Raw genomic sequence first — 25,067 nt, 5'->3', positions numbered from 1 at the left:
CGAGGACCGTCACGGGGGACAAGGCGGCGGGCGCTGTCAGACCTTGGTCGGTCCCGGCGCAAGGGCATCCTCGAGCGCCGCCCATCCGGACTTCTCGGGTCCGGCAGCCTGGCCCTCGGGGCAGTGCGCGCGGAAGTCGCACCACGTGCAGAGCGGCCCGACGACGGGCGGGAAGAGGGTCGACTCGATGCCCCGCTCGGTGAAGTCGGCGTCGGCTCGCTGCGCGTCGCGGGCGATGGACTTGGCCTCGTCGACCTTGCGGGTCAGCGACTCTGGCGTGTGGGTGTGCTCGATGACCTCCCCGGACGGGACGTGGTGGAGCTCGACCCGCAGGCAGGGGCGGCGGAACATCTTCCACACGGCGGCGGCATACAGGGCCATCGGCAGGGAGGTGCGCGCATCGGCCTCGGTGAGTGGCTTCTGGCTCGTCTTGTAGTCGACGACGACAAGCTCGCCGTCACGGTCGTCGAGACGGTCGATCCGTCCGGTGACGCGCAGGGCGCCGCTGACGAACGACACGGTCCGCTCGATGCCGGTCGGGTGGTCGTCCGGGTCGACGCGGGAGAGGTAGTCGACCACGTGCTCCTGGGCACGTCGGCGCCACCGCATCGACTGGTCCGGGTCGCGGAAGCCGACGTCGATCCACGACTCGCGCACGAGCTCACGCCCCGCGGACGCGGTGCGGCGCTCCCGTGGCAGGTCCCACCAGTCGCGCAGGGCGTTGTGCACCGCGAGTCCGAACGAGGTGTGGGCCCGCTGGGCGCGCTGCTCGGGCCGGGGTCGGTCGAGGTACTGCATCCGGTAGCGGCGGGGGCAGTCGACGAGGGCGAGCAGACGGGAGGGGCTCGCGGCATACAGCTTCGGAGGCATGCCCGCGAACTCGTCCTGGACCGGTCGACCGGCACCCACCTGGGTCACGCGACCAACCTAGCCACGAGCACCGACACCTCGGTCACGTCGTCCACAGGGTCAGCTGAAGACGACCGTGCGGTCCCCGTTGAGGATGACCCGGCTCTCGCAGTGCCAGCGCACGGCCCGCGCGAAGACGCGCGACTCGACCTCCTCGCCGGCCGCGACGAGGTCGTCGGCGTCCATGCGGTGGTCGACGCGGTGGATGTCCTGCTCGATGATCGGGCCCTCGTCGAGGTCGGCCGTGACGTAGTGCGCCGTCGCCCCGATGACCTTGACGCCCCGCGCGAACGCCTGGTGGTAGGGCTTGGCGCCCTTGAAGCTCGGCAGGAACGAGTGGTGGATGTTGATGACGCGCCCGCCGAGGTCGCGGCACAGGTCGTCGCTGAGGACCTGCATGTAGCGGGCGAGGGTGATGAGCTCGACGTCGTGCTCAGCGACGAGCTCGCGCAGCTGCGCCTCCGCCTCGGCCTTGGTCTCCTTGGTCACCGGGATGTGGTGGAAGGGGATGCCGTACGAGCGGGCCATCGGCTCGAGGTCGGTGTGGTTGCTCACGATGCCGACGATGTCGGCGTTGACCTGGCCGGACTTCCAGCGGAAGAGGAGGTCGTTGAGGACGTGGCCGAAGCGGCTCACCATGACGAGGGTCCGGTAGGCCGAGGTCGCCGGGCGCAGCTCCCACGTCATGTCGAAGTCGGCTGCGACAGAACCGACCTCGGCCTGCCACCCCTCGAGGTCGAGTCCGTCGGCGGGGGTGGCGAACCGCACCCGCATGAAGTAGCGCCCGGTGCGGTGGTCGGAGAACTGCTGGCTCTCCTCGATGTTGGCGCGGTGCTCGAAGAGCCGCTGCGACACCGCGGCCACGATCCCCGGCCGGTCGGGGCACGACAGGGTGAGGACGAGGTCGCCGACCTCGTCCTTCGCGGGCTCCGGGGACTGCGAGTGCTCGCGGCCCTGGCTGCCGTCGGTCATGGCTCCACCACCTTCACGCCTGAGGACTGCTCGACGATACGTGACCACTGGCGCGGCTCGGTCGTGCGCTCGCCGAGACGGTTGAGCTTGCCGGTCCCGTGGTAGTCGCTGCTGCCTGTGACCACGAGACCGTGGCGGCGCGCCAGGCGCAGCGCCCGCTCCACGTCGGCCTTGGTGTGGTCGCGGTGGTGCACCTCGAGCCCGGCCAGACCCGCCGCCGCCAGCTCCTCGACGAGCTCGTCGGTGACGGTCGCGCCCCGCGTCGCGAACGGGTGGGCGAGGACGGGCACTCCACCCGCCCCGCGCACCAGCCTGATCGCCGCGACGGGGTCGGGCGCGTAGTGCCCGACGTAGTACTTGCTCCCGTCGTGCAGCAGGTCCCGGAACGCCTCGTCCCGGTCCGCGACGACACCGGCCGCCGCGAGGGCATCCGCGAGGTGGGGTCGGCCGAGGGTCGCTCCCGGGGCCAGCTGCGCTCGGACCCCCTCGACGGACACCGGTATGCCGTCCGCAGCCATCCGCTCGACCATCCGGTCCATGCGCGACACCCGGCTGTCCCGGGCCCGGGCGAGCTCGATGACGAGTCGGGGGTCGTCCGGGTTCGGCAGGTAGCCCAGCAGGTGGATGCTCCGGTGGGCCCGGCTGCACGAGATCTCGATGCCGCGCACGAGCCGGATCCCCTCACGGACGGCGGCACCGACAGCCTCTTCCCAGCCGGCGGTCGTGTCGTGGTCGGTCAGGGCGACCATCCCCAGCTTCGCCTTCTTGGACGCCGCGATGACGTCGGCCGGAGACTGGGTGCCGTCGCTCGCGGTCGAGTGCGTGTGCAGGTCGATCCTCACGCTCCGTACCCTAAGCGCGACGCTCCACGGATCGGGCCGCCTCGAGCTTGGGCCGAGCGTGTCCCGGCAACGTGACAACCTTTCGGACCGGACGCCCGTACCAAGGGCGTCCGGTTCGATGGTGGAGAGACGAGGTGGTGTCGTGGGCAGGCGTGACGACGGGTCGTTCGACGAGTTCATGCGGTCGAGCTCCCCGCGGCTGCTGCGGCTGGCGTGGCTGCTCACGGGCGGCGCCTCGAGCGCCGAGGACCTCGTCCAGGAGACCTTGGAGCGCGTCTACCTGGCCTGGCCGCGGATCGAGTCCGGGGGCACCCACAACTACGCGCGTCGCGTCCTCGTCAACCTCCACACGGACTCGCACCGTCGCCGCTGGCGCGAGGACCTCACCTCCGAGGTCCCGGAGTGCGGGCGCGCCGACCGCTCCGAGCAGGTGGTGCTCGCCGACCAGCTCACCGCCGCGCTCGCCCAGCTGCCCGTGCGGGAACGACAGTGCGTCGTCCTGCGCCACCACGTCGACCTCTCCGAGCGCGAGGTCGCCGACACCCTCAACGTCAGCACCGGGACCGTGAAGTCCTCGACGTCCCGCGGCCTCGCCCGCCTGCGCACGCTGCTCGTCCCCGAAGGAGACCGTCATGTCTGACCCGATCCTCGAGCTCCTCGCCGCTCCGCCGAACCCGTCCATGTCCGTCGACGAGGACGCGGTGCACGCCGGCGGTCGGCGCCGTCTGCGACGACGGACGTTGCGCCGCACCGGTATCGGTCTCGTGGGGGTCGTCGGTGCCGCGGCCATCGCCTTCAGCACGCTGGGGTCGGGAGTGGGGGGCGAAGCCCTCCCGGCCGGCCCTTCACCCATCACCGCGTCAACCGGTTTCCGAGCGTCCGCAGAGCTCCTCGGGGGCCGGTATGCCGTCGAGGTCGTCCCGGACGCACCGTCCGGTCAGCCGAACGTCATCTTCCACTCGGTGACGAACGGTGAGCGTCAGCAGCTCGCCGGCTCGGACGCCAGCCCGGACGTCGTCTCGATGGGTACGGGTTCGGGCGCCGACGGCGTCATGCTCGGCACCGCGCCCGCCGACGCCACCGCCTTCCTCACCATCGTGCGGGATGGCAGCGGTTCGGGCGGGCAACAGTGGGACGACCAGCCGCTGCCCGGCACCGGCTACCAGGCCGTGGCCCTGCGGTTCGACGACCCGAAGGACGTCGACTCCTACGTCGACACGGTGTGGACCAACGCCGACGGCGAGGTCCGCACCGCCACGGGATCGCTCCTGCCGAGTGTCCCGATCAGCGCCACCGGGGACCGGTTCTTCGTCGCCCGCGACGCGAACGTCATGGGCGTCTTCATGGCCGACGGCAGCGGCGGCTCGACACGTCCGCTGAGCAAGGAGGCCACCACGACGATGGGTTACGGCGAGAAGCCCGACGGGGGCGACTGGACGTGGAGATCGATCACCCTGCTCCCCAGGGGGGCGACGGACGTCAGCTTCACTTCGGACGCGATGACAGTGGTTGCTGGCACCACCCTGACTCTCAAGGCAACCGGTGAGGTGGTGACGTGGTCCGACATGTCGTCCCCCGGCAACGGGCCAGGACCACGCGTGACGAAGGTGAGCTGGACCGACGAGGCGGGCACCCGGCATACGGACGCCGTGAAGTGAGGTCTGCCTGACGGGACTCAAACGACGAGGTGCGCGTAGGGGTCGGGACGCTCGGACTCGCTGCGCAGGATGCAGAACTCGTTGCCCTCGGGGTCGAGCAGCGTCACCCAGCCCGACCCGGCCGGGCGACCCGGGAGGTCGCGCAGGTCCTGGTGCAGCGTCGCGCCGTGGGCGAGGAGCCGCTCGACCTCCTCGTCGCGGGTGCGGTCGGTCGGCGTGAGGTCGAAGTGCAGGCGGTTCTTGACCGACTTGCCCTCCGGGACCTCGATGAAGAGCACCCGCTGGCGACCGTCCGGGCTGAAGATCATGCACTCGTCGTGACCGGGGAGGTTCGGGTCCTTCGGGTCCTGCGACCAGCCGAGCACCTCGGACCACCAGTGGGACTGGTCGTGCGCGTTGCGGGAGTCGACGGAGGTGTGCGAGATGCGTGACGTCATGGACGCCACCCTGTCAGGCGTGGCTCAGTCGGTGCCAGCGGATTGCGGTGCGTCGGCGCCGGGCCAGTTCTTGTCCGGCTGCGGCGTGGGGCGCCCCGGCTGCTCGCCGCCGCGCGCCTGCAGGTAGCTGTCCTTCGGCACCATGACCTTGCGGCGGAAGATGCAGACGACCTTGCCGTCCTGGTTGTAGCCGATGGTCTCGACGTGCACGACGCCACGGTCGTCCTTGGAGCTGGACTCCCACTTGTCGAGGACGCGGGTCTCGCCGTAGAGGGTGTCGCCGTGGAACGTCGGCGCGACGTGGCGCAGGCTCTCGATCTCGAGGTTGGCGATCGCCTTGCCGCTGACGTCGGGGACGCTCATCCCGAGCAGGATCGAGTAGACGTAGTTGCCCACGACGACGTTCTTGCCGAACTGCGTCGTCTCCTCGGCGTAGTTGGTGTCGAGGTGGAGCGGGTGGTGGTTCATGGTCAACAGGCAGAACATGTGGTCGTCGAACTCGGTGACCGTCTTCCCGGGCCAGTGCTTGTAGGTCGCTCCGACCTCGAACTCTTCGTAGCTGCGTCCGAACTGCATGCCGCCCATCCTTGCCTGCCGCGCGCCACGACACCTCCCGTATGCCGCGTGCGTTCCCTCACAGCCCCCGGGTCGCTCGTCGATCTCGACCACCGATGACGCGGAAGCCGTCGAAGGACGCGGCAATATCCGCGTCACCCCACGACTTCCGCGACTTGGCTCGGGCCTGTGGATGACCTCACGGCTCCGAGGCCGATCTCGGCCAGCATGGCGCGATGGATCCACGACTCCGCGCCGTCGCCGAGCATCAGGGCGGCGCCTTCACCTCGTCGGACGCCGCCCGCGTGGACGTGGGTGAGTCGGCACTGCGCCACCTCACGCGACGTGGTGAAGTCGTCCACGTGCGGCGAGGCGCCTATGTGCTCGCCGACGTGTGGGCGTCCGCAACGCCCGAGGGCCGTCTGGCCCTGCGGACCATCGCCGTGCTGCGCACACGCCCGGCAGCGCTGACCGCGAAGGACCACGTCCCGGCTCCCGACGCCGCGACTCCCGACGCCGCGTCTCACCAAGCCGCCCTGGCGCTGACGACCTCCCTCTCCACGGGGTTCGTCTCGACATCGTGGACGTCCTGTCCTCCGTGAGCCGGGTCCGTCTGTCGTCCGGGCTGCGCACCCAGCCCGGTGCTCACCCGCGGGTCACCGTGCGAGGTGTCAGCTCCGTGACGATTCCCGTCGCCATCGCCCAGGTGCTGCAGCGCTGCGGGCTGGTGGCTGCCCTCGTCCCCCTGGACGCGGCCCTGCGCAGGAAGCGTTGCACGCTCGAGCAGGTGGGGTCCGCCCTTCGCGACATCGTCGGTGAGAACTCTTCGTCGGCAAAGAGGCTTGCTCGAGCTCGCGGACCCGAGGTGCGACTCCGTGGGTGAGACCCGCACGCGTCTGCTCCTTCACGACCTCGGCTACTCCGCCCTCAGCCAGATCTCCATTCATGACGAGCACGACACCTTCGTCGCCAAGGTGGACTTCCTCGTCGGCCGGCGGGTGGTGGTCGAGTTCGACGGGCTGCTGAAGCACGACGGAGCTGACGGGAGGGCCGCCCTCGTTCGCGAGAAGCGTCGCGAGGACCGGCTGCGGGCGCTGGGCTACGTGCTCGTCCGGCTGACGTGGGCCGACCTCGACCGGCCGGATCACGTGGCCCGCATGATGCAGCGAGCCATGGCGCAGGCACGGGCCAACGTCGGCTGACACACGGTGGCGCGGAACCCGTGAGGTGACGCGGCAATATCGGCATCACCTCACGACTTCCGCGTCATGCGGCGGACGGTGCGCGGGCAGCCAACGTCCGCGTCATGCGGCGGGCGATCCCCAGATTTCCCGCGTCATAGGGTGGCCGCCATGGCGGACTTCATCGGAGCAGTCGACCAGGGCACGACGAGCACGAGGTTCATGGTCTTCGACCACGACGGCGCCGAGGTGGCGCGCCACCAGCTCGAGCACCAGCAGATCCTCCCCCGCGCGGGCTGGGTCGAGCACAACCCGCTGGAGATCTGGGACCGCACCCAGACGGTCATCGGCAGCGCCCTCACCGCCGCCGGACTCGCGAGCAGCGACCTCGCCGCCATCGGCATCACGAACCAGCGCGAGACGGCCATCGTCTGGGACCGCCGCACCGGCCGCCCGTTTCACAACGCCATCGTCTGGCAGGACACCCGAACCGACTCGATCGCCAAGGCCCTCGACGCCGACGAGCGCGGGCGGACGATCCGGCACAAGGCCGGCCTGCCTCCGGCGACCTACTTCTCGGCGGGCAAGGTCCAGTGGATCCTCGAGAACGTCGACGGCGTGCGTGAGGCCGCCGAGCGCGGAGACGCGCTCTTCGGCACCCTCGACACGTGGCTCGTCTGGAACCTCACCGGCGGACCGCGCGGCGGCATCCACGCCACCGACGTCACCAATGCCAGCCGCACGATGCTCATGGACCTCACGACCCTCGACTGGGACGACGAGCTCCTCGGCTTCTTCGGGATCCCGCGCGCGATGCTGCCGGAGATCCACGCGAGCAGTGACGACACGGCATACGGGACGACGTCCGGGGAGCGGGGCAGCTCGAAGGTGCCGATCACCGGCGTCCTGGGCGACCAGCAGGCCGCGACCGTCGGGCAGGTCTGCTTCGAGCCCGGCGAGGCCAAGAACACCTACGGCACCGGCAACTTCCTCCTGCTCAACACCGGCACCGAGCTCGTCCGCAGCGAGAACGGCCTGCTCACCACGGTCGCCTACCAGTTCGGTTCTGCCGCACCGGTGTACGCACTCGAGGGCTCCATCGCCGTGACCGGCAGTGCGGTCCAGTGGCTGCGTGACCAGCTCGGCATCATCTCGGGCGCGTCCGAGATCGAAGGGCTGGCGGCGCAGGTCGACGACACCGGCGGGGTCTACTTCGTGCCGGCGTTCAGCGGGCTCTTCGCGCCGTACTGGCGCAGCGACGCCCGCGGCGCGATCGTCGGGCTGTCCCGGTTCAACACCAACGCCCACCTGGCGCGGGCGACCCTCGAAGCCATCTGCTACCAGTCGCGCGACGTCGTCGACGCCATGGCCGCCGACTCGGGCGTCACCCTGACCACGCTCAAGGTCGACGGCGGGGTCACCGCCAACCGCCTCTGCATGCAGCTCCAGGCCGACATCCTCGGCGTGCCCGTGAGCAAGCCGGTGGTCGCCGAGACGACGGCACTCGGAGCGGCGTATGCCGCGGGGCTGGCGACCGGCTTCTGGTCCGGTACCGAGGAGCTCCGGAGCAAATGGGCCGAGGCCGAGCGGTGGGAGCCGCAGTGGTCCGACGAGCAGCGACGCGACGGGTATGCCGGGTGGCGCAAAGCGGTCGAGCGCACCCTCGACTGGGTCGACGTCGACTGAGCCGGCCGGCTACTCCGGTGCGAGGGGCTGGGCCAGGGCGTCGTAGACGATCCGCGACAGGCCGTTGATCGTCTCCTTGCCGTAGCGGAAGCCCTCGGGGCTGCGGGTGAGGATGGCCATCGTGTGACTGCGGCCGTTGCCGAGGACCCGCCCGATCGAGTTGAGCCGGTAGCCGTCGGGCAGTGGCCCCCACCCGTTCTTGGTCTCGGTGTAGGCGCTCGACGGCAGCGGCGGGTCGGCGACACCCCACCTCTGGCCGGGGACGACACCCGACATGAGGTGGCGGATGTAGGCCCGGTGGCCCGCGTGGATGACCGGCGTGCCGGTGACGACGGCGTCGACGACGGTCACGAGGTCGGAGGGTGTCGTCGTGCTGTAGCCCCACCACGTGTCGGAGCCGGCCGGGCCCCCGCCACGGACCGTCGTGGCCTTGAGCCCGAGGAGCTCGGCGGCTCGCTGGACGTTGGCGGTGTCGACCCACGAGAGCAGGGCGTCGGTGGCCGCATTGTCGCTCGACTGGATCATCCGGCGGGCCTGGGAGTGCTGGGTCTCGGTGAACGGCTCACCGGTGTCCTGGCTGTGCTTGAGGCAGGCCACGAGGATGAGGACCTTGATCGTGCTCAGCGACTCGTTCTCGAACTCGCGCCAGGCAAAGCGCCCACCGGTGCGCAGGTCGTGGACGACGAGCCCCATCGTCCCGCCCCGGTCCGCACGGTGCGCGTCCAGCCTGGCCGCGAGCGCTGCGCGGTCGAGCGTGGGGAGGGCCTGGGCGGCGAGGACAGGCGCGGGGGACACACCCGGAGCCCCGAGCGTCGCCAAGCCGCGGCCGGACAGTCCTGACGCGAACCACGCCGGCACCCCCACCGCGGCACCGGCGAGGGCCGACTCGACGAGGAGCCGACGGGTCATCGCGCGGGAGGCGGGCATGAACAGAGAGTAGGCGGAGGCCGCCACCTATGCTCATTTCCGTGACCCTCTCCCCCGCGGCACGTGCATCCACCCTCGAGCGGCTCCGCTCCGGCGAGGAGCTCGACGTCCTCGTCGTGGGCGGCGGTGTCGTCGGCTGCGGCGCCGCCCTGGACGCTGTCACCCGCGGCCTCTCGACCGGACTCATCGAGGCGCGCGACTACGCCAGCGGCACGAGCTCGCGCTCGAGCAAGCTCATCCACGGCGGCCTGCGCTACCTCGAGATGCTCGACTTCGGGCTGGTCCACGAGGCCCTTCAGGAGCGACGCCTGCTGCTGACCACCATCGCCCCACACCTCGTGCGCCCCGTGCCGTTCATGTACCCGCTGAGCAAGCCCGCGTGGGAACGCTTCTACGTCGGGTCGGGCATCGCGCTCTACGACGGGCTCGCGTTCGGGGTGCGACAGACGGCCGGCCTGCCCCGCCACCGACACCTCGGCAAGAAGGCCGCCCTGCGGCTCATGCCGAGCCTGCGGCCCGATGCCCTCACCGGCGCGATCCAGTACCACGACGCACAGGTCGACGACGCCCGCTTCGTCCTCGAGCTGGCGCGGACCGCCGCGATGCACGGCGCGCACGTCGTCAACCGGGTGGCCGCCATCGGCCTGCTCCGAGCGGACGACGGTGAGGACGTCGTCGGCGTCCGCGCCCGCGACAACCACACCGGCGAGGAGTTCGACATCCGGGCCCGCCGGGTCATCGCCGCCGCCGGCGTCTGGACCGACGAGATCCAGGCGATGGTCGGCGCGGACGGACCGCTCAAGGTGCGCTCGAGCAAGGGCATCCACCTCGTCGTCCCGCGTGACCGCATCACCTCCGAGACGGGCGTGATCCTGCGCACCGACAAGTCCGTCCTCTTCATCATCCCGTGGGACGAGCACTGGATCATCGGCACGACCGACACCGACTGGACCCTCGACAAGGCGCATCCCGCCGCCACCTCCGCCGACATCGACTACCTCCTCGAGACGGTCAACTCGGTCCTCGTCACCCCGCTCTCGCGCGACGACATCGACGGCGTGTATGCCGGCCTGCGCCCCCTGATCTCCGGCGACGAGTCGGACGAGACGACCAAGCTCTCGCGTGAGCACGTCGTGGCTACACCGGTCCCGGGCCTCACCCTCATCGCCGGCGGCAAGTACACGACCTACCGGATCATGGCCAAGGACGCGGTCGACGAGGCCGTCAAGGACCTCGGCGTCGAGGTGGCGCCCTCGTCCACGGACAAGGTGCCGCTGGCAGGCGCCGTCGGCTGGGAGTGGCTCAGCGAGCGCCCGCAGATCCTCGCCCGTTCGGCCGGGGTCGAGCAGGAGCACGTCGAGACCCTCCTCGAGCGCTACGGCACGCTGACCAAGGAGATCATCGCGCTCATCAACGCCCAGCCCGACCTCGGCGAGCTCCTCCCCGGTGGCGAGACCCACCTGCGCGCCGAGATCGTCTACGCCGCCGCCTGCGAGGGCGCGATGCACCTCACCGACATCCTCACCCGGCGCACCCGCATCTCGATCGAGGCACGCGACCGTGGCCTCACCGCGGCGCCCTACGCGGCCGCCCTCGCCGCGCCGATCCTCGGCTGGGACGACGCCCGGGTCGCGCAGGAGATCGACATCTACCACCGCCGGGTCGAGGCCGAGATGTCGAGCCAGATGATGCCCGACGACGAGAGCGCCGACCAGGCACGCCGGCTCGCCCCCGACGCCGCCCTCTGACCGAGGTCAGCGACCCGCGAGCTCCAGCGGCGGGCCGTGGTGGGTGCACCAGCCGATGACGTCGTCGTCGACCTCCACCTGCGGCCGCCACGAACCGGTCGTCGGCAGCGGGTCCGGGTCCTCGAGCGCGACCCGCACGAGCGGCATCCGCGGTCGCGCCTCCTCGACGGTGGCCAGCATCGCGGTGTACTCCTGCGGCGGCCAGTACATCCGGGTGATCGAGTGCCACACCACAGTGAGCACGTCGTCGCCCACGGGCTCCGCGAGCTGCGCCCGGACCCACTCGGCCGCACCACCACGGTCGACGGCGACCTGGGTCTCCCGAAGCGTCGCGAGCGCCGCGACGAGACGACCGTCGCGCTCGGGCATGTGCGGCCAGACGAACGACCGCAGGTACGCCTCGCCCTCCGCGCCCGTCGCATCGAACGGGTCGAGGTCGCACCCGCGCCGCTCGACCACCTCGAACTCGACCGGAGCGAATTCCGGTGCGCCACAACCGTCGAGGACCAAGTGCGCGTCGGCAGGTCCAGCACTCCACCCGTCCCCGACGAACCGGAACCGGTCCACGAGAAGGTTGAGGCCCGCAGATGCGCCCGGCTCCAGCAACCGCACTCGGCGAAGACCGCTGCGCCGCACCGCTTCCGACAGGCCGGCGAGCAGCGCCAGCGAGCGTCCCACCTCGTTGGTCTGTGGGGCGACGTCGAGGGAGGTCCGCAGCTCCGCCACGTGCGCACGCAGGACGGGCTCGAGAGCCGGCCACACGGCATACGGATCCGCCGTCCCACCGACGGACGGATAGAAGCGCGCCAGCTCCGGCGCGTCGCCACGCAGCACGATCCGGTGGATGCCGGCGAGCAGCCGCAGCTGCACCATGTCGCCGGCCGGCGCGTCCTCGCGCCCCGCGAGGATGTCGCGGACGACGCCACCGGAGTCCCAGTCGTCGGCCAGCGCGCGCACGAGCACGCCGTAGAGGTGGTCGGTGCTCCCGTCGAAGTGGCTGCGCATCCGCTCGACCACGGTGGCTCCGTCGTAGGCACTCACGCGTGACACGATAGAGCGGTGAGCGAAGAGCAGAAGCAGGCAGAGAACCGGGCCCGTCCGACCACCGAGGAGTTCCGCGGCTTCGTCCGTGAGGACTGGGCGGAGCGCCGCCCGCAGGCCGACGCACAGTCTCCTGCGGCCCCGTATGCCGCGGCGCGCCGCGAGGCGGTCAGCGCCGCCTTCCCGGGTGACCGGCTCGTCGTTCCGGCCGGTGGGCTCAAGGTCCGCAGCAACGACACCGACTACGTCTTCCGCCCGCACAGCGCGTTCGCCCACCTCACCGGTCTCGGCGCAGACCGTGAGCCCGACGCCGTCCTCGTCCTCGAGCCGACCGCCGACGGCCACGACACGGTCCTCTACTTCCGCCCCCTCGGCGAGCGCGACAGCGACGAGTTCTTCGCCGACGCCCGCTACGGCGAGTTCTGGGTCGGTGCCCGGCCCAGCCTGGCAGACATCGAGCTCGAGCTCGGCCTCACAGCACGTCACATCGACGAGTTCGAGGCGGCTGTCGCCAAGGACGCCGGTGAGGTCACGGTGCGCCTCGTGCGCGACGCCGACCGCGAGCTCTCGGCCGCCCTCGACGCTGCCCGCGTCGAGAACGGCGCCGAGCGCGAGTCGCTCACCGAGCAGGATGACGCCCTCGCCCACGCCCTGTCCACCCTGCGCCTCATCAAGGACGACTACGAGATCGAGCAGATGCGCGAGGCGGTCGCCGCCACCCACGTCGGCTTCGAGGCCGTCATCGCCGAGCTCGAGACCGCTGTCGAGGTCGGGCGTGGTGAGCGCTGGATCGAGGGGGTCTTCGGGCTGCACGCCCGCCACCAGGGCAACGGCGTCGGCTACGACTCCATCGCCGCGTCCGGCGACCACGCCAACACGCTGCACTGGATCAAGAACACCGGTGACGTCGCGGACGGTGACCTCGTCCTGCTCGACGCCGGAGTCGAGGTCGACTCGCTCTTCACCGCCGACATCACGCGGACCCTGCCCGTGGGCGGGACGTTCACGGACGCGCAGCGCGAGATCTACGACGCCGTGTATGCCGCGCAGGAGGCGGGCATCGCCGCCGCGAAGCCGGGTGCCAAGTTCTCCGACATCCACGCCGCCGCCATCCGGGTCATCGCCGAGCACCTGCACGCCTGGGGTCTCCTGCCCGAGGGCGTGAGCGTCGAGGACACCCTCGACACCGAGCACGGCCAGTACCACCGGCGTTGGATGGTCCACGGCACCTCGCACCACCTCGGTCTCGACGTCCACGACTGCGCCCTCGCGACCCGCGCCGAGTACATGGACGCCGAGCTCCAGCCGGGCATGGTCCTCACGGTCGAGCCCGGCCTCTACTTCAAGGCCGACGACCTCAAGGTGCCCGAGCGCTTCCGCGGCATCGGCGTGCGCATCGAGGACGACATCGTCATCACCGCCGACGGCAACGAGAACCTCTCGGCCGCGATGCCGCGCAGCAGCGCCGACGTCGAGGCCTGGATCGCGGACATCCGCGAGGAGAACGCCTGAGCGACTGGTCGCCGGCGCTGGCCCGATGGGTCAGCGCCGGTTGACGACGTCCAGCGCGAGGGCGTGTGTCACGCCCTCCGCCTGGGCCGCCTTGGCACCCATCTCGAGGATCATCGGCACGAGCTGGTCCGGCTTGGGGAAGTCGTCCGGCAGTGCCGAGTTGTATGCCGTGTGCGCCTCGAGCGACTCGACCGCCACCGCGACCCGGTCGGAGACGTCGACGTAGTGCGTCGGGCGTGAGCTGCCCGCGAACGCGAGGACCTTGACGCTCCACGGGTCGAAGCCCTCGTCGACGAGCTCGGGGAAGATCCACCGGTTGCCGGCGTCGGCGACAGCGTCGACCGTGGCGAGGCCCACGGCCCGGTGGTCAGCCTGGTTGAGCATGCCGGCGACGAACCGGTCGCCGTAGTCGCCGGTGACGACGAGGTCGGGGCGACGTCGACGGATCTCGCGCGCGATGTCGCGTCGCAGGTCCAGGCCGTACTCGACGATGCCGTCGCGGTGCGTGCCGAAGTCGACCTCCGTCACGCCGACGACCGCAGCGCTGGCCCGCTCCTCGGCCTCGCGAACCGGTCCGGCCTCGCCGGGCGACATCGTGTCGATGCCGGCCTCCCCACGGGTGAGGAGGAAGTAGGTCACGGTCTTGCCGGCGTCGGTCCAGCGGGCCACTGCGGCGGCCGTGCCGTACTCGATGTCGTCGGGGTGCGCGACGACGCAGAGCACGGAGGAGAAGTCCTCCGGGAGCGCTTCGAGCGGGGGGCCGAAAGGTGCGTCCATGTCGCTCACGCTAGACCCGGCTCCACGCCGCAGGACTCAGTTCGGCGAAGCCGGCCCCTCGGTGGAGGCGGTCCGACGGGCCGCGTCCTGGAGGCGCTGGGCCTCGGCCTGCATCGCCGCCATCGGGTCCATCTTGGCGATGAGCTCCCGGCCGCGAGCGGCGTTCTTGTGCTCGGTGAGCACCTCGTACTTGGTCGCGACGACCTGGGTGACCGAGGTGAAGTCGCGCTGGCCGCCGGTGAAGGAATAGCCGACGAACGCCCAGATCGCGCCGAACACCGAACCGAAGACGACGGTCGCGAGCACCGACGTCCACGAGAAGCCGCTGGTGTCGAACAGCGCGAAGATCAGCCCGATGAGCAGACCAAGCCACGCGCCGGAGAGCAGGCCGCCGAGGAGGATGCGGCCACGCGTCAGTCGACCGGTGACCCGCTCGAGCTGCTTGAGGTCGGTGCCGACGATGAGGACGCTCTCGACGGGGAACTCATGGTCGGACAGGTAGTCGACGACCTTCTGGGCCGAGGCGTAGCTGTCGTGGACCCCGAGGGACATCGGGTAGTCGAGGGACATCATGCTCGCCGCAGCAGCCCCGAGGCCGCGAGTCGGTTGGGTGCTCATGCCCCCAGTTTCGCACCCCGGACTGGACGCGGGTTGACAGCCCGCTGACCGGCATACCAAGGCGACGCCGATGACGCGGAAATCGGCGCACGACGTGGATATCTCCGCGTCACGTGACGACTTCCGCGTCACGGGCCGCAGGTGCGACGAGGTACGCACGTCGAGCCCGCTGGCCGGCATACGAGAGCGGTGGCTCAGCGCTTGAGCGCGTACTCCTCGAGGAGGCGGCGCCCGATGATCATCTTCTGGATCTCGGCGGTGCCCTCACCGATGAGCAGCATCGGCGCCTCGCGGTAGAGGCGCTCGATCTCGTACTCCTTGGAGTAGCCGTAGCCACCGTGGATCCGGAACGACTGCTCGACGACGTCGGCGCAGTACTCGGCCGCGAGGTACTTCGCCATCCCGGCCTCGAGGTCGTTGCGCTGGCCCGAGTCCTTGATCCGCGCGGCCTTGACCATCATCTGGTGCGCGGCCTCGACCTTGGTCGCCATGTCGGCGAGGCGGAACATGATCGCCTGGTGCTGGGCGATCTGCTTGCCGAACGTCTCACGCTGCTGGGCGTAGGTGATGCCCAGCTCGAACGCCCGACGCGACAGCCCACAGGCCCGCGCGGCGACGTTGACGCGGCCGACCTCGACACCGTCCATCATCTGGTAGAAGCCCTTGCCGGGCACGCCGCCGAGGATCTGGGCGGAGGTCGTCTCGTGGCCCTCGAGCACGAGCTCGGTCGTGTCGACGCCCTTGTAGCCCATCTTCTCGATCTTGCCGGGCACGGTGACGCCCTGCGCGGTCTGACCGAAGCCGGGCTCCTTCTCGACGAGGAAGGTGGTCATGTTCTTGTAGGGCGAGTCCGACTCACCGAGGTCGGTCTTGACGAGGACCGCGACGAGGTTGGCGCTCCCACCGTTGGTCAGCCACATCTTCTGCGCGTTGACGGTCCACTTCTGGTCCTCGCCCTCGCCCTCACCGGCCACGGCCTTGGACTTGATCGCGGCGACGTCCGAGCCCAGCCCCGGCTCCGACATCGAGAACGCACCCCGGACCTCACCGGTCGCCATCCGCGGCAGGTAGCGCTGCTTCTGCTCCTCGGTGCCGTGCTGCAGCAGCATGTACGCGACGATGAAGTGCGTGTTGATGATGCCGCTCACCGACATCCAGCCGCGCGCGATCTCCTCGACGCACAGCGCATAGGTCAGCAGCGACTCCCCCAGACCGCCGTACTCCTCGGGGATCATCAGCCCGAAGATCCCCATCTCCTTCATGCCCTCGACGATCTCCGTCGGGTACTCGTCCGCGTGCTCGAGGTCCTGCGCCACCGGGATGATCTGCTCCTCGACGAACTGCCGCACGAGCTTGATGAGCTCGCTCTGCTCGTCGGTGAGACCGTCGGTGCGCTGGAGCCGGGACATGTGTGAGCCACCTCTGTGATGGGGACGGGAAGACCTTTCGAAGTATGCCGTCCGCCCACCACCGCGCCCACCGATCCGGGATGTGAGTCCCCCCACCCGAGACGAAAGGAGCCGGCAGGTCGGGTGGGGTGCACCCGACCTGCCGGCTCCGCGCCGGGCTCGACTCAGGGCAGGTCGACGAAGGGCTCGAGGAACTCCCGGGCGCTCTCGGTGTCGAGCCGGTAGGCGACGTTGGTCGCGTAGCAGGGCGCGTCACCCGTGATCGTCGTCGCGGCCAGGACGAGCTCGCCGTCGAGCTCGACGAAGTTCGGGCCGCCCGAGTCTCCGTAGCAGGCGCCGCCGAGACCGCGCGAGGCGTTCATCGCCAGCCGGACCCACGTCGGGTTGATCGCGTTGAAGTCGACGAGCGCCTTGAGCCGCTCACCACCACCGGGGTGGGTGTGGCCGCCCGGCCCACGCAGGGCCTCGCTGGTGCCGTAGCCGACCGTCCACCACTCGGCGGCGTCCAGCGCGCGAGAACCCAGCTCGTCGAGCTGGCCCGCCGTGGGCAGCGAGGCCGGCGTGAAGTCCCACACGTCCTGCGGGTTCGTCTCCCAGTCCGCGAAGTCGACGACACCGATGTCGTGGCTGTCGGCGCTGGTCCCCGGGTAGGCCGAGTCCTGGTACGGCGTGCCCTCGACGATCCATCCCTGGTCGAGGAAGTACTGGGTCTTGGTCTCCAGGTAGGCCTGGAGGGCCGCCGGCTCGGTCGGTGCCGGGCCGTTGACGGCGTCGTAGTCGTCAAGCAGTCCCTGGACGTCCTGCTCCAGGCTGACGAAGTAGCGGTCGTCGGGAAGCCCGCCGGTCGTGCAGTGCGCTGCCGTCAGATAGGTGTCGTCGTCGATCATCGTCCCGCTGCAGTACCACCGGAATCGGTCCAGGTAGCCGTCTCCGTCGCGGTCGTAGAGACCGACGAAGGCGCCGACCTCGGTCCGCTCAGGAGCGGGGGCCGAGTTGTAGGTGTTGATCGCCGACGAGGGCGCGGCGGTGAGGAGGGCGAGCACGCCGGCGGCGAGCGCGGCGACGAGGGTGCGACGCATGGGCAGTTCCTTCCACAGGGGGACGGCGACGTGGTGTCGTCAGGGTTGAGGTTAGACACGAAAATTCGCTGGCGTCACCCCCTTCGGGGTGCCACGCTGGGACCGAGCCGCACGGCATACCCCGTCTGCGCGCCACGAGAGACCGAGAGAAAGGGAGGCGTGACATGTCCACGACTGTCCTGGGCCGAGCACGTGCCCACCCCCTTCACACCTCGGAGCTTTCGCATGACTTTTCACGAGACCGCGACGGAGTCGCCTCTCTTCGCCAGCAACACCTGCCCTGACACCCCGCCCGAAGGCGAGCGCTGGTCCTCCTGGGACGGCGCCATTCACGGGCCCAAACCCCGCCCCGACTGGGTCATCACCGCCCTCGGCGCCGTCGAGGAGGACCTCGGCGTCCTCAAGACGGGCAAGGAGGCCGACGTCCACCTGCTGCGACGGTGGCTGCCGGACGGGACCGACTCGCCGGCCGTCGAGTCACTCCTCGCGGCCAAGCGCTACCGCGGCGCCGAGAACCGCCTCTTCCACCGCGACAGCGGCTACCTCGACGGTCGCAGGGTGCGCAAGACCCGCGACATGAGGGCCATGCAGCGGCGCACGGAGTACGGGCGGGCGCTCATCGCCGGCCAGTGGGCCTTCGCCGAGTTCGAGGCGCTCGGGACGCTGTGGGAGATGGGCCTGCCCGTCCCCTACCCGGTCCAGCTCGACGAGGCCGAGATGCTCATGGAGTTCTTCGGCGACGGGCGGGCAGCCGCACCCCGGCTCGTCCAGACCCGACCGGAGCCGGACCTCCTCGCCGAGCTGTTCGAGCAGTTCCGGCACGTCGTGCTGACCCTCGCGCAGGAGGGCTGGGCGCACGGCGACCTGTCGCCCTACAACGCCCTCGTCCACGAGGACCGGCTCGTCGTCATCGACTGGCCGCAGATCGTCGACGTCGTCGGCAACCCGCACGGGTTCGAGTTCCTCGAGCGCGACGTGCGGGTCATGTGCGACTGGTTCGCCCGTCGCGGGCTCGACGTCGACGCGGACCTGGTGTTCGGGGACGTCGCGGCGACGGCGGCCGGCTCGACCTGGTGACGACGGCCGCCCGGCTGGCAGGCCCGGACGCGCAGAGAGGGCGCCGACCAGGTGGTCGGCGCCCTCGTGGCGCGGCAGCTCGGCGCGGGTCAGCGGCAGCTCAGTAGAGCCAGACCTTGCGGCCCATGTTGACCCAGCCACCGGCCCAGAGCATGTCCTGGGCGGCGGTGCTCACCCGGCAGCAGCCGTGCGACGCGGGGTACGGCGGGATGGACTGCGAGCCGTGGATGGCGAAGTCGCCGCGCCAGTAGGTCGGCCGCCACATCGACCCGAGCGAGCCGGTCTGCCACCCGTTGGACCAACGGTAGTAGATCGAGTAGCTGCCGGTGGGTGTGCGGGCCGTCTTCCAGGCGCCGCCGGAGTAGTAGCGCCCGCCGCTGCCGGTGCTCGTGTTGAGGGTGTAGAGGAGCGCGCCGTTGCTGACCACCATGAGGATCTGCTTGCCGATGTTGACCTCGATGGCCGTGCCCGAGGTGGTCTTCGGGCGGGGCTTGATGCCGGCGCGCAGCGCGTTCCAGGTGGCCGGGTCGACGACGCTGTCGCGCCGCAGGCCCGCCGTCTTCTGCACGGCCCACACGGCCTGCTGGGTGACGTGGCCGTAGCGACCGTCGGGCTTGCCGCACCAGTAGCCGAGATAGTTGAGGCGGTGCTGCAGGTTCTCAACCGCAGGACCCGTCGAGCCGTACTGGACCGTGCGCTCCGGCACCGGCATCGCCATGGCCTCGGTCATGGCGAGCGCACTGGCGCCCAGCACCCCGGCACCCAGACCCGCCGTGACCGCGGACCGGCGCGTGACCTCTCGACGCGTCGACTTCATGGTTCCCCTGCCCTTCACGATGCTCGCGTACCTCCACAGACGCGCGAGGGGACCCGAGGGTTGCTTCGCGGGGAGATGGGGGGATCCTACCGCCGGGCGACGATGACGTCGTGGGTCGCGAGCACCCGCTCGGCGATCTCGACGTGGAGGTTCTCGATCATCCGCCCGTTGTGGGTGACGACGCCGCTGCCGGCACCCGCCTCCCAGGCCTCGAGGATGCCCCGCGCCTCGGCCACCGCCTCGTCGCTCGGCGCGAAGGTCGCGTTGCACACCTCGACCTGGCCGGGGTGGATGAGGGTCTTGCCGTCGAAGCCGAAGTCACGGCCCTGGACGCACTCGGCCGCGAAGCCCTCGGCGTCCTTGACGTCGTTGTAGACCCCGTCGAGGATCGCGATGCCCGACTCGCGCGCTGCGAGCAGGGAGAGCTGGAGGGCCGTGACGAGCGGACCGCGCCCGGGGACGTGGTCGGCCCGCAGCTCCTTGACGAGGTCGTTGGTGCCCATGACGAGGACGGCCAGCCGGGGCGAGGCGGCGGCGATCTCGCGGACGTTGAAGATCGCCTCAGGCGTCTCGATCATCGCCCAGAGCTTCGTGCGCTCGGGCGCCCCGGAGGACTCCAGCGCCGCGACGAGCGAGCGGACCTCGTCCGCGGAGCCGACCTTGGGGACGACGATGCCGTCCGGTCCCGCGGCGGCGGCCGCGGCGAGGTCGGCGTCGTGCCACTGGGTGCCGATGCCGTTGACCCGGATCGTCACCTCGCGTTTGCCGTAGTCACCCGATGCCGCTGCGGCACAGGCGTTCTCGCGAGCCGACTCCTTGGCGTCGGGCGCCACCGCGTCCTCGAGGTCGAGGATGAGCGCGTCGACGGCGAGGGCCTTGGCCTTCTCGAGGGCACGCTCGTTCGAGCTCGGCATGTAGAGCACCGAACGACGAGGCGTGTATGCCGTGTGCTCCCCCATCAGGACGCCTCACCTTCCGTGGAAGGTGCGTCCACGGCATACAGGGCCGCGAGCTCCGGGTCGCTCGCGCTGAGTCGCTCGGCGAGCTCGAGGATGACGAGGCACTGCTTGAGCGAGGCGTCGTCCTCCATCTTGCCGTCGAGCATGACGGCGCCGGTCCCGTCGCCCATGGCCTCCTTGACCCTACGGGCGTGGGCGACGTCGGCGGCGGACGGGCTGAAGACGCGCTTGGCGATGTCGATCTGCACCGGGTGCAGCGACCACGTGCCGACGCAGCCGAGGAGAAAGGCGTTGCGGAACTGGTCCTCGCAGGCGACGACGTCCTTGATGTCCCCGAACGGCCCGTAGTACGGGAAGATCCCGTGCATCGCGCAGGCGTCGACCATCCGCGCGATCGTGTAGTGCCAGAGATCCTGCTGGTAGGTCGTGCGCTCCGCAGTGATCGGGTCGACGCCCTCACCGAGGTCGGTCGCCGGGTCCTGGCGCACGAGGTAGCCCGGGTGGCCGCCACCCACCCGCGTGGTCTTCATCCGGCGGTCGGCGGCGAGGTCGGCCGGCCCGAGGCTGATGCCCTGCATGCGCGGCGACGCGCCGGCGATCGCCTCGACGTTGGCCATCCCGCGCGCCGTCTCGAGGATCGCGTGCACGAGGATCGGTCGGGTGAGCCCGGCGCGTGCCTCGAGCTGGGCGAGGAGGCGGTCGACGTAGTGGATGTCCTCGGGCCCCTGGACCTTGGGCACCATGATGACGTCGAGCTTGTCCCCGATCTCGGTGACGAGAGTGACGAGGTCGTCGAGGACCCACGGGCTGTCGAGGCTGTTGACCCTCGTCCAGAGCTGGGTGCTGTCACCGAAGTCGGTCGCCTTCGCGATGTCGACGAGCCCCTCGCGGGCGGCTTCCTTGCGGTCGGCCTTGACGGCGTCCTCGAGGTTGCCGAGGAGGACGTCGACGGTGCCCACCATGCCGGGGACCTTGGCGGCCATCTTCTCGTTGCTCGGGTCGAAGAAGTGGATCATCCGGCTGGGGCGGGCCGGCACCTCGCGCACCGGCGCCGGGGCACCGACCGCGAGGGGGCCGAAGAAGTCCTTGGGTGAGCGCATGGTGCCGGACGCTAGCAGTGCGCGCACCGGCGGCGTTATGAGACAGTTCACGCCGTGAGCGGCTCCCCGGAGACACCCTCCCCCGTCAACGTCACGCGCCTCCTCGCCGAGGCGGCGAGCAAGTCCGGCGTGATGTGGGTCGAGGTGCCCGGCAGGAGCACCCACGCCGTCTGGTTCGTGTGGCACGACGACGAGGATCCGCGGGGTGCCGGCCCGGCGGCATACGTCGTCTCCGGCATCGGGGAGCAGACCCTGCCGCACCTGCCGGCCGACGTCGGTGTCGTCTTCCGAAGCAAGGACACCGGCGCCCGGCTGCTCACCCTCAGCGCGACCGCGCGAGAGCTCGACCCGACGACGCCGGAGTGGGAGCGAGCCGCCGAGCTGCTGCGCGCCGAACGGCTCAACGCCACCGGCGACGTGCTCGCCCGCTGGCGCGAGGGCGCCACGATCCACGTCATCACCCCGCGCGGCCGCCCCGACGAGTCACCCGGCTCGTATGCCGGCGACGCGGGCCGGGTCACGGTCACCCCGTCGCGCGGCACGACCGCGCGCTGGCGCCCGTGGCACTGGCGCGGACGCGGCCGGAAGTAGCCGGGCCGGGCACGTGGGAGCGTGACACGCGGCGGGGGCGGCGGGCTCGCGAGCCGACCCGACTAGCCTGTCCGTGTGAGCACGAGCACCCGCGTCTTCGTCGGCAGACTGGCCGAGCTCGCCGTCTTCGACCCCTTGGGCGACCCGGTCGGCCGGGTCCGCGACGTCGTCATCACCTTCAGCGCCCAACGGACCCGGCCGCGCGTCATCGGTCTCGTCGTCGAGGTGCCCGGCCGCCGACGGGTCTTCGTGCCCATGACCCGCGTGACGTCGGTCGACGGCGGGCAGGTCATCACGACCGGCCTGGTCAACATGCGCCGCTTCGAGCAGCGCCCCAACGAGACCCTCGTCCTCGCCGAGCTCATCGAGCGCCGGGTCACCGCGCGCGACGAGAGCGGCGAGGTCGTCGAGGCCACCGTCGAGGACATCGGCCTCGAGCAGAACCACGCCCGCAGCTGGTCGGTCACCCGCGTCTTCGTCCGTCGCGCCTCCGCGCGCAGCTCGCTCACCCGGCTCGGTCGCCGCCGGGGCGAGACCTTCGTCGTGCCGGTCGAGGACGTGACCGGCCTGCGGGACTCCGCCGACGTGCAGAGTGCGGCCCGGCTCCTGGAGCACTACGAGGACCTCAAGCCGGCCGACCTCGCCGAGGCGATCCACGACCTCCCTGCCAAGCGCCGTGCCGAGGTCGCCGCGGCCCTCGCCGACGACCAGCTCGCCGACGTCCTCGAGGAGCTCCCCGAGGACGAGCAGGTCGCGATCATCGCCGGTCTCGGCAACGACCGCATCGCCGACGTCCTCCAGGCGATGGAGCCCGACGACGCGGCCGACCTCCTCGCCGAGCTGCCGACGGCGCGCCAGGAGGAGCTCCTCGAGCTCATGGAGCCCGACGAGGCCGCTGACCTGCGGCGGCTGCTCACCTACGACGAGAACACCGCCGGCGGCCTCATGACGACCGAGCCGGTCATCCTGGGCCCCGACGCCTCGATCGCCGAGGCGCTCGCCGTGGTGCGTCGCCAGGAGCTGTCGACGACCATGGCGTGCACCGTCTTCGTCTGCAGACCGCCGCTCGAGACCCCGACCGGCAAGTTCCTCGGCATGGTCCACATCCAGCGGCTGCTGCGCGAGCCCCCGCACGCGTCGATCGGCACCATCCTCGACAAGGACGTCGAGCCGGTCACGACCGACGCCACGACCGGCCAGGTAACGCGGCTGCTCGCCACCTACGACCTCGTCGCCCTCCCCGTCGTCGACGAGAACGGCCTGCTCGTCGGAGCGGTCACCGTCGACGACGTCCTCGACCACCTCCTGCCCGACGACTGGCGCGAGGACCGTCACGAGGTCACGACCTCATCGCACGAGGTGATCCCGCATGGCTGAGCGCCGCGACCGCGCGCCCCGCCTCGACCAGCCGCGTGAGGCGAGGCGCCAGTTCATCACCCGTCCGGAGGCGCTGACCGAGGAGGCTTTCGGCGTCCTCTCGGAGAAGTTCGCGCGCTACATGGGGACGGCCTACTTCCTCATCGGCATGACGTTCTTCGTGCTCGCCTGGGTCGTGTGGAACCTCGTGGCGCCCGTCGACTGGCGCTTCGACGAGTACCCCTTCATCTTCCTCACGCTCATGCTCAGCCTCCAGGCCTCGTATGCCGCCCCGCTCATCCTTCTCGCGCAGAACCGCCAGGCCGACCGCGACCGGGTCATGCTCGAGCAGGACCGCACTCGCGACGAGCGCAACCTCGCCGACACCGAGTTCCTCACCCGTGAGGTCGCGGCACTGCGGATCGCGATGCGTGACAACGCCACCCGTGACTTCGTCCGGGGCGAGCTGCGCGACCTGCTCGAGGAGATGGAGGAGCGGGGCCTGGTCATCGGCCGCCTCGCTACCGAGGAGCGTGACGCGTCAGACAGCCCCAAGGCCCGGACCGATGAGGGTGGATCGCCCGGCGCGACCTAGCATGGAGCAATGCCTGACACTGCTGCACCCGTGAGCGACGAGGCCCTGCGCGCCGCTCTCGCCACCGTCAACGACCCCGAGATCCGCAAGCCGATCACCGAGCTCGGCATGGTGGAGTCCGTCGAGTGCGACGACGCGGGCCGGGTCGCCGTCACCGTGCTGCTGACCATCGCCGGCTGCCCGCTCAAGGAGACGTTGACCAGGGAGACGACCGCAGCCCTCATGAAGGTCCCCGGCGTCACCTCGGTCGAGGTCACCCTCGGGGTGATGTCCGAGGAGCAGCGCGCCGAGCTGCGCACCAACCTGCGCGGCGGGGCAGCCGAGAAGGAGATCCCCTTCGCCAAGGCGGGCAGCCTCACCCGGGTCTATGCCGTCGCCTCCGGCAAGGGCGGCGTGGGCAAGTCCTCCGTCACCGCCAACCTCGCGGCCGCGCTCGCCGAGCAGGGCCTCAAGGTCGGCGTCGTCGACGCCGACATCTACGGCTTCTCGATCCCCCGCATGCTCGGGGTCGAGCAGCGCCCGACGCAGGTCGACGACATGATCCTGCCGCCGATCGCCTACGACGTGAAGGTCATCTCCATCGGCATGTTCGTGCCCGGCAACCAGCCGGTCGTGTGGCGTGGCCCGATGCTCCACCGAGCCCTCCAGCAGTTCCTCGCCGACGTGTTCTGGGGCGACCTCGACATCCTCCTGCTCGACCTGCCCCCGGGCACGGGCGACATCGCCATCTCGGTCGCCCAGCTCATCCCCGGCGCCGAGATCCTCGTCGTCACCACGCCGCAGCAGGCGGCCGCCGAGGTGGCCGAGCGCGCGGGAGCCATCGCCATCCAGACGCACCAGCGCGTCGCCGGTGTCATCGAGAACATGTCGTGGCTCGAGCTGCCCGACGGCACCCGTCAGGACATCTTCGGCACCGGGGGCGGGCAGGTCGTCGCCGACTCGCTCACCCGCAGCATCGGTGCCCCGGTGCCACTGCTGGGTCAGATCCCTCTCGACACCGCCCTGCGCATCGGCGCCGACCAGGGCAGCCCGGTCGTCCTCACCGACCCGACCTCACCGGCTGCTGTCGCGCTGCGCGGCATCGCCCGTGAGCTCGGCACGCGTTCGCGCGGTCTCGCCGGCCGCTCGCTCGGCCTCTCCCCCGCCGGCCGCTGACCCAGCCTCGTCGCGCCTCACCCGGTCGCGACGTCTTGCCCCACACCCACCACCTCAGCCGCGACA

27 protein-coding genes are annotated in these 25,067 nt (G+C 70.7%); 13 read left to right on the top strand and 14 right to left on the bottom strand.

Going from position 1 to position 25,067, the window contains the following annotated elements:
• Positions 1-36 precede the first annotated feature (36 nt).
• Genes LL946_RS12900 through LL946_RS12890 form a run of 3 tightly spaced genes read right to left on the bottom strand, consistent with a single transcriptional unit; the run spans position 37 to position 2,723 of the window.
• Positions 37-918: a RecB family exonuclease gene (locus LL946_RS12900; RefSeq protein ID WP_404381246.1), complete on the bottom strand. Its 882-nt coding sequence runs from the start codon at positions 916-918 to the stop codon at positions 37-39.
• A 51-nt stretch (positions 919-969) separates the two neighbouring features.
• Entirely contained in the window at positions 970-1,881 is a 912-nt protein-coding gene (purU, locus tag LL946_RS12895) for a formyltetrahydrofolate deformylase (protein WP_404381244.1), read from the bottom strand.
• Positions 1,878-2,723: a PHP domain-containing protein gene (locus tag LL946_RS12890; protein ID WP_404381242.1), complete on the bottom strand. Its 846-nt coding sequence runs from the start codon at positions 2,721-2,723 to the stop codon at positions 1,878-1,880. The genes purU and LL946_RS12890 overlap by 4 nt, the downstream gene beginning before the upstream one ends.
• 142 nt (positions 2,724-2,865) lie before the next feature.
• Between LL946_RS12890 and LL946_RS12885 the strand changes: the two genes are divergently transcribed.
• Positions 2,866-3,363, top strand: coding sequence for a SigE family RNA polymerase sigma factor (locus LL946_RS12885; protein WP_404381240.1), 498 nt, complete (start codon positions 2,866-2,868; stop codon positions 3,361-3,363).
• The gene (locus tag LL946_RS12880) at positions 3,356-4,381 is read left to right on the top strand and encodes a hypothetical protein (protein WP_404381239.1); all 1,026 of its coding nucleotides are present in this window, start codon (positions 3,356-3,358) and stop codon (positions 4,379-4,381) included. Before LL946_RS12885 ends, LL946_RS12880 begins: the two co-directional genes overlap by 8 nt.
• A 17-nt stretch (positions 4,382-4,398) precedes the next feature.
• Here the strand turns inward: LL946_RS12880 and LL946_RS12875 are convergent, their stop codons facing one another.
• Both LL946_RS12875 and LL946_RS12870 read right to left on the bottom strand, forming a co-directional pair.
• Complete coding sequence (locus tag LL946_RS12875; protein WP_404381237.1) at positions 4,399-4,818, bottom strand: VOC family protein; 420 nt, start codon at positions 4,816-4,818, stop codon at positions 4,399-4,401.
• 24 nt (positions 4,819-4,842) lie between these two features.
• Positions 4,843-5,394 (bottom strand): MaoC family dehydratase, encoded by a 552-nt coding sequence (locus LL946_RS12870; protein ID WP_404381235.1) that lies wholly within the window; start codon positions 5,392-5,394, stop codon positions 4,843-4,845.
• 215 nt (positions 5,395-5,609) lie between these two features.
• On the opposite strand from LL946_RS12870, the gene LL946_RS12865 reads away from it, so the two are divergent.
• The 4 genes from LL946_RS12865 to glpK all read left to right on the top strand — a co-directional run bounded on the left by LL946_RS12865 (position 5,610) and on the right by glpK (position 8,240).
• Positions 5,610-5,975 carry a type IV toxin-antitoxin system AbiEi family antitoxin domain-containing protein gene (locus tag LL946_RS12865; protein ID WP_404381233.1) on the top strand — a complete coding sequence of 122 codons (366 nt, stop codon included), beginning with the start codon at positions 5,610-5,612 and terminating at the stop codon, positions 5,973-5,975.
• Positions 5,954-6,256, top strand: a complete 303-nt coding sequence (locus LL946_RS12860; protein ID WP_404381231.1) for a hypothetical protein — start codon at positions 5,954-5,956, stop codon at positions 6,254-6,256. Before LL946_RS12865 ends, LL946_RS12860 begins: the two co-directional genes overlap by 22 nt.
• Entirely contained in the window at positions 6,249-6,575 is a 327-nt protein-coding gene (locus tag LL946_RS12855; RefSeq protein ID WP_404381229.1) for a hypothetical protein, read from the top strand. Before LL946_RS12860 ends, LL946_RS12855 begins: the two co-directional genes overlap by 8 nt.
• Before the next feature lie 150 nt (positions 6,576-6,725).
• Entirely contained in the window at positions 6,726-8,240 is a 1,515-nt protein-coding gene (gene glpK, locus LL946_RS12850) for a glycerol kinase GlpK (protein WP_404381227.1), read from the top strand.
• A 9-nt stretch (positions 8,241-8,249) separates the two neighbouring features.
• Here glpK and LL946_RS12845 read toward each other — a convergent pair whose 3' ends face one another.
• Positions 8,250-9,167, bottom strand: coding sequence for a serine hydrolase (locus LL946_RS12845; protein WP_404381225.1), 918 nt, complete (start codon positions 9,165-9,167; stop codon positions 8,250-8,252).
• A gap of 29 nt (positions 9,168-9,196) precedes the next feature.
• On the opposite strand from LL946_RS12845, the gene LL946_RS12840 reads away from it, so the two are divergent.
• Complete coding sequence (locus LL946_RS12840; protein WP_404381223.1) at positions 9,197-10,915, top strand: glycerol-3-phosphate dehydrogenase/oxidase; 1,719 nt, start codon at positions 9,197-9,199, stop codon at positions 10,913-10,915.
• A 6-nt stretch (positions 10,916-10,921) separates the two neighbouring features.
• Here the strand turns inward: LL946_RS12840 and LL946_RS12835 are convergent, their stop codons facing one another.
• Complete coding sequence (locus tag LL946_RS12835) at positions 10,922-11,956, bottom strand: DUF2332 domain-containing protein (RefSeq protein WP_404381221.1); 1,035 nt, start codon at positions 11,954-11,956, stop codon at positions 10,922-10,924.
• An 18-nt stretch (positions 11,957-11,974) separates the two neighbouring features.
• Here LL946_RS12835 and LL946_RS12830 point away from each other — a divergent pair, with 18 nt between their 5' ends.
• A complete protein-coding gene (locus LL946_RS12830) occupies positions 11,975-13,468 on the top strand; it encodes an aminopeptidase P family protein (RefSeq protein ID WP_404381219.1) in 1,494 nt (497 codons plus the stop codon).
• Positions 13,469-13,498: 30 nt separating this feature from the next.
• Here LL946_RS12830 and LL946_RS12825 read toward each other — a convergent pair whose 3' ends face one another.
• The 4 genes from LL946_RS12825 to LL946_RS12810 form a co-directional block, all read right to left on the bottom strand.
• Entirely contained in the window at positions 13,499-14,245 is a 747-nt protein-coding gene (locus LL946_RS12825; protein ID WP_404381217.1) for a PIG-L deacetylase family protein, read from the bottom strand.
• A 36-nt stretch (positions 14,246-14,281) separates the two neighbouring features.
• Positions 14,282-14,863: a general stress protein gene (locus tag LL946_RS12820; protein ID WP_404381215.1), complete on the bottom strand. Its 582-nt coding sequence runs from the start codon at positions 14,861-14,863 to the stop codon at positions 14,282-14,284.
• Positions 14,864-15,057: 194 nt separating this feature from the next.
• Positions 15,058-16,272: an acyl-CoA dehydrogenase family protein gene (locus LL946_RS12815; RefSeq protein WP_404381213.1), complete on the bottom strand. Its 1,215-nt coding sequence runs from the start codon at positions 16,270-16,272 to the stop codon at positions 15,058-15,060.
• A 164-nt stretch (positions 16,273-16,436) separates the two neighbouring features.
• A complete protein-coding gene (locus tag LL946_RS12810) occupies positions 16,437-17,351 on the bottom strand; it encodes a hypothetical protein (RefSeq protein WP_404381211.1) in 915 nt (304 codons plus the stop codon).
• Positions 17,352-17,576: 225 nt separating this feature from the next.
• On the opposite strand from LL946_RS12810, the gene LL946_RS12805 reads away from it, so the two are divergent.
• Entirely contained in the window at positions 17,577-18,428 is an 852-nt protein-coding gene (locus LL946_RS12805) for a serine protein kinase RIO (RefSeq protein ID WP_404381209.1), read from the top strand.
• 100 nt (positions 18,429-18,528) lie between these two features.
• Here LL946_RS12805 and LL946_RS12800 read toward each other — a convergent pair whose 3' ends face one another.
• The 3 genes from LL946_RS12800 to LL946_RS12790 form a co-directional block, all read right to left on the bottom strand.
• On the bottom strand, positions 18,529-19,245 hold the full coding sequence (locus tag LL946_RS12800; RefSeq protein ID WP_404381208.1) for a peptidoglycan-binding protein: 717 nt from the start codon (positions 19,243-19,245) through the stop codon (positions 18,529-18,531).
• Positions 19,246-19,331: 86 nt separating this feature from the next.
• Complete coding sequence (locus LL946_RS12795; protein ID WP_404381206.1) at positions 19,332-20,204, bottom strand: HpcH/HpaI aldolase/citrate lyase family protein; 873 nt, start codon at positions 20,202-20,204, stop codon at positions 19,332-19,334.
• The gene (locus LL946_RS12790; protein WP_404381204.1) at positions 20,204-21,304 is read right to left on the bottom strand and encodes an HpcH/HpaI aldolase/citrate lyase family protein; all 1,101 of its coding nucleotides are present in this window, start codon (positions 21,302-21,304) and stop codon (positions 20,204-20,206) included. Before LL946_RS12790 ends, LL946_RS12795 begins: the two co-directional genes overlap by 1 nt.
• 54 nt (positions 21,305-21,358) lie before the next feature.
• Here LL946_RS12790 and LL946_RS12785 point away from each other — a divergent pair, with 54 nt between their 5' ends.
• From LL946_RS12785 to LL946_RS12770, 4 genes are all read left to right on the top strand, one after another.
• Positions 21,359-21,895: a hypothetical protein gene (locus LL946_RS12785; RefSeq protein ID WP_404381202.1), complete on the top strand. Its 537-nt coding sequence runs from the start codon at positions 21,359-21,361 to the stop codon at positions 21,893-21,895.
• 75 nt (positions 21,896-21,970) lie between these two features.
• Entirely contained in the window at positions 21,971-23,272 is a 1,302-nt protein-coding gene (locus tag LL946_RS12780) for a magnesium transporter MgtE N-terminal domain-containing protein (RefSeq protein ID WP_404381200.1), read from the top strand.
• Positions 23,265-23,846, top strand: coding sequence for a DUF1003 domain-containing protein (locus tag LL946_RS12775; RefSeq protein ID WP_404381198.1), 582 nt, complete (start codon positions 23,265-23,267; stop codon positions 23,844-23,846). Before LL946_RS12780 ends, LL946_RS12775 begins: the two co-directional genes overlap by 8 nt.
• A gap of 9 nt (positions 23,847-23,855) precedes the next feature.
• Positions 23,856-25,001 carry an Mrp/NBP35 family ATP-binding protein gene (locus LL946_RS12770; RefSeq protein ID WP_404381196.1) on the top strand — a complete coding sequence of 382 codons (1,146 nt, stop codon included), beginning with the start codon at positions 23,856-23,858 and terminating at the stop codon, positions 24,999-25,001.
• Positions 25,002-25,067 lie beyond the last annotated feature (66 nt).

This window comes from Knoellia locipacati (assembly GCF_044791685.1).
Classification (GTDB): domain Bacteria; phylum Actinomycetota; class Actinomycetes; order Actinomycetales; family Dermatophilaceae; genus Knoellia; species Knoellia locipacati_A.
Note: the sequence above shows the minus strand (reverse complement) of the source record. Positions and strands in the feature narration are given on the sequence as shown.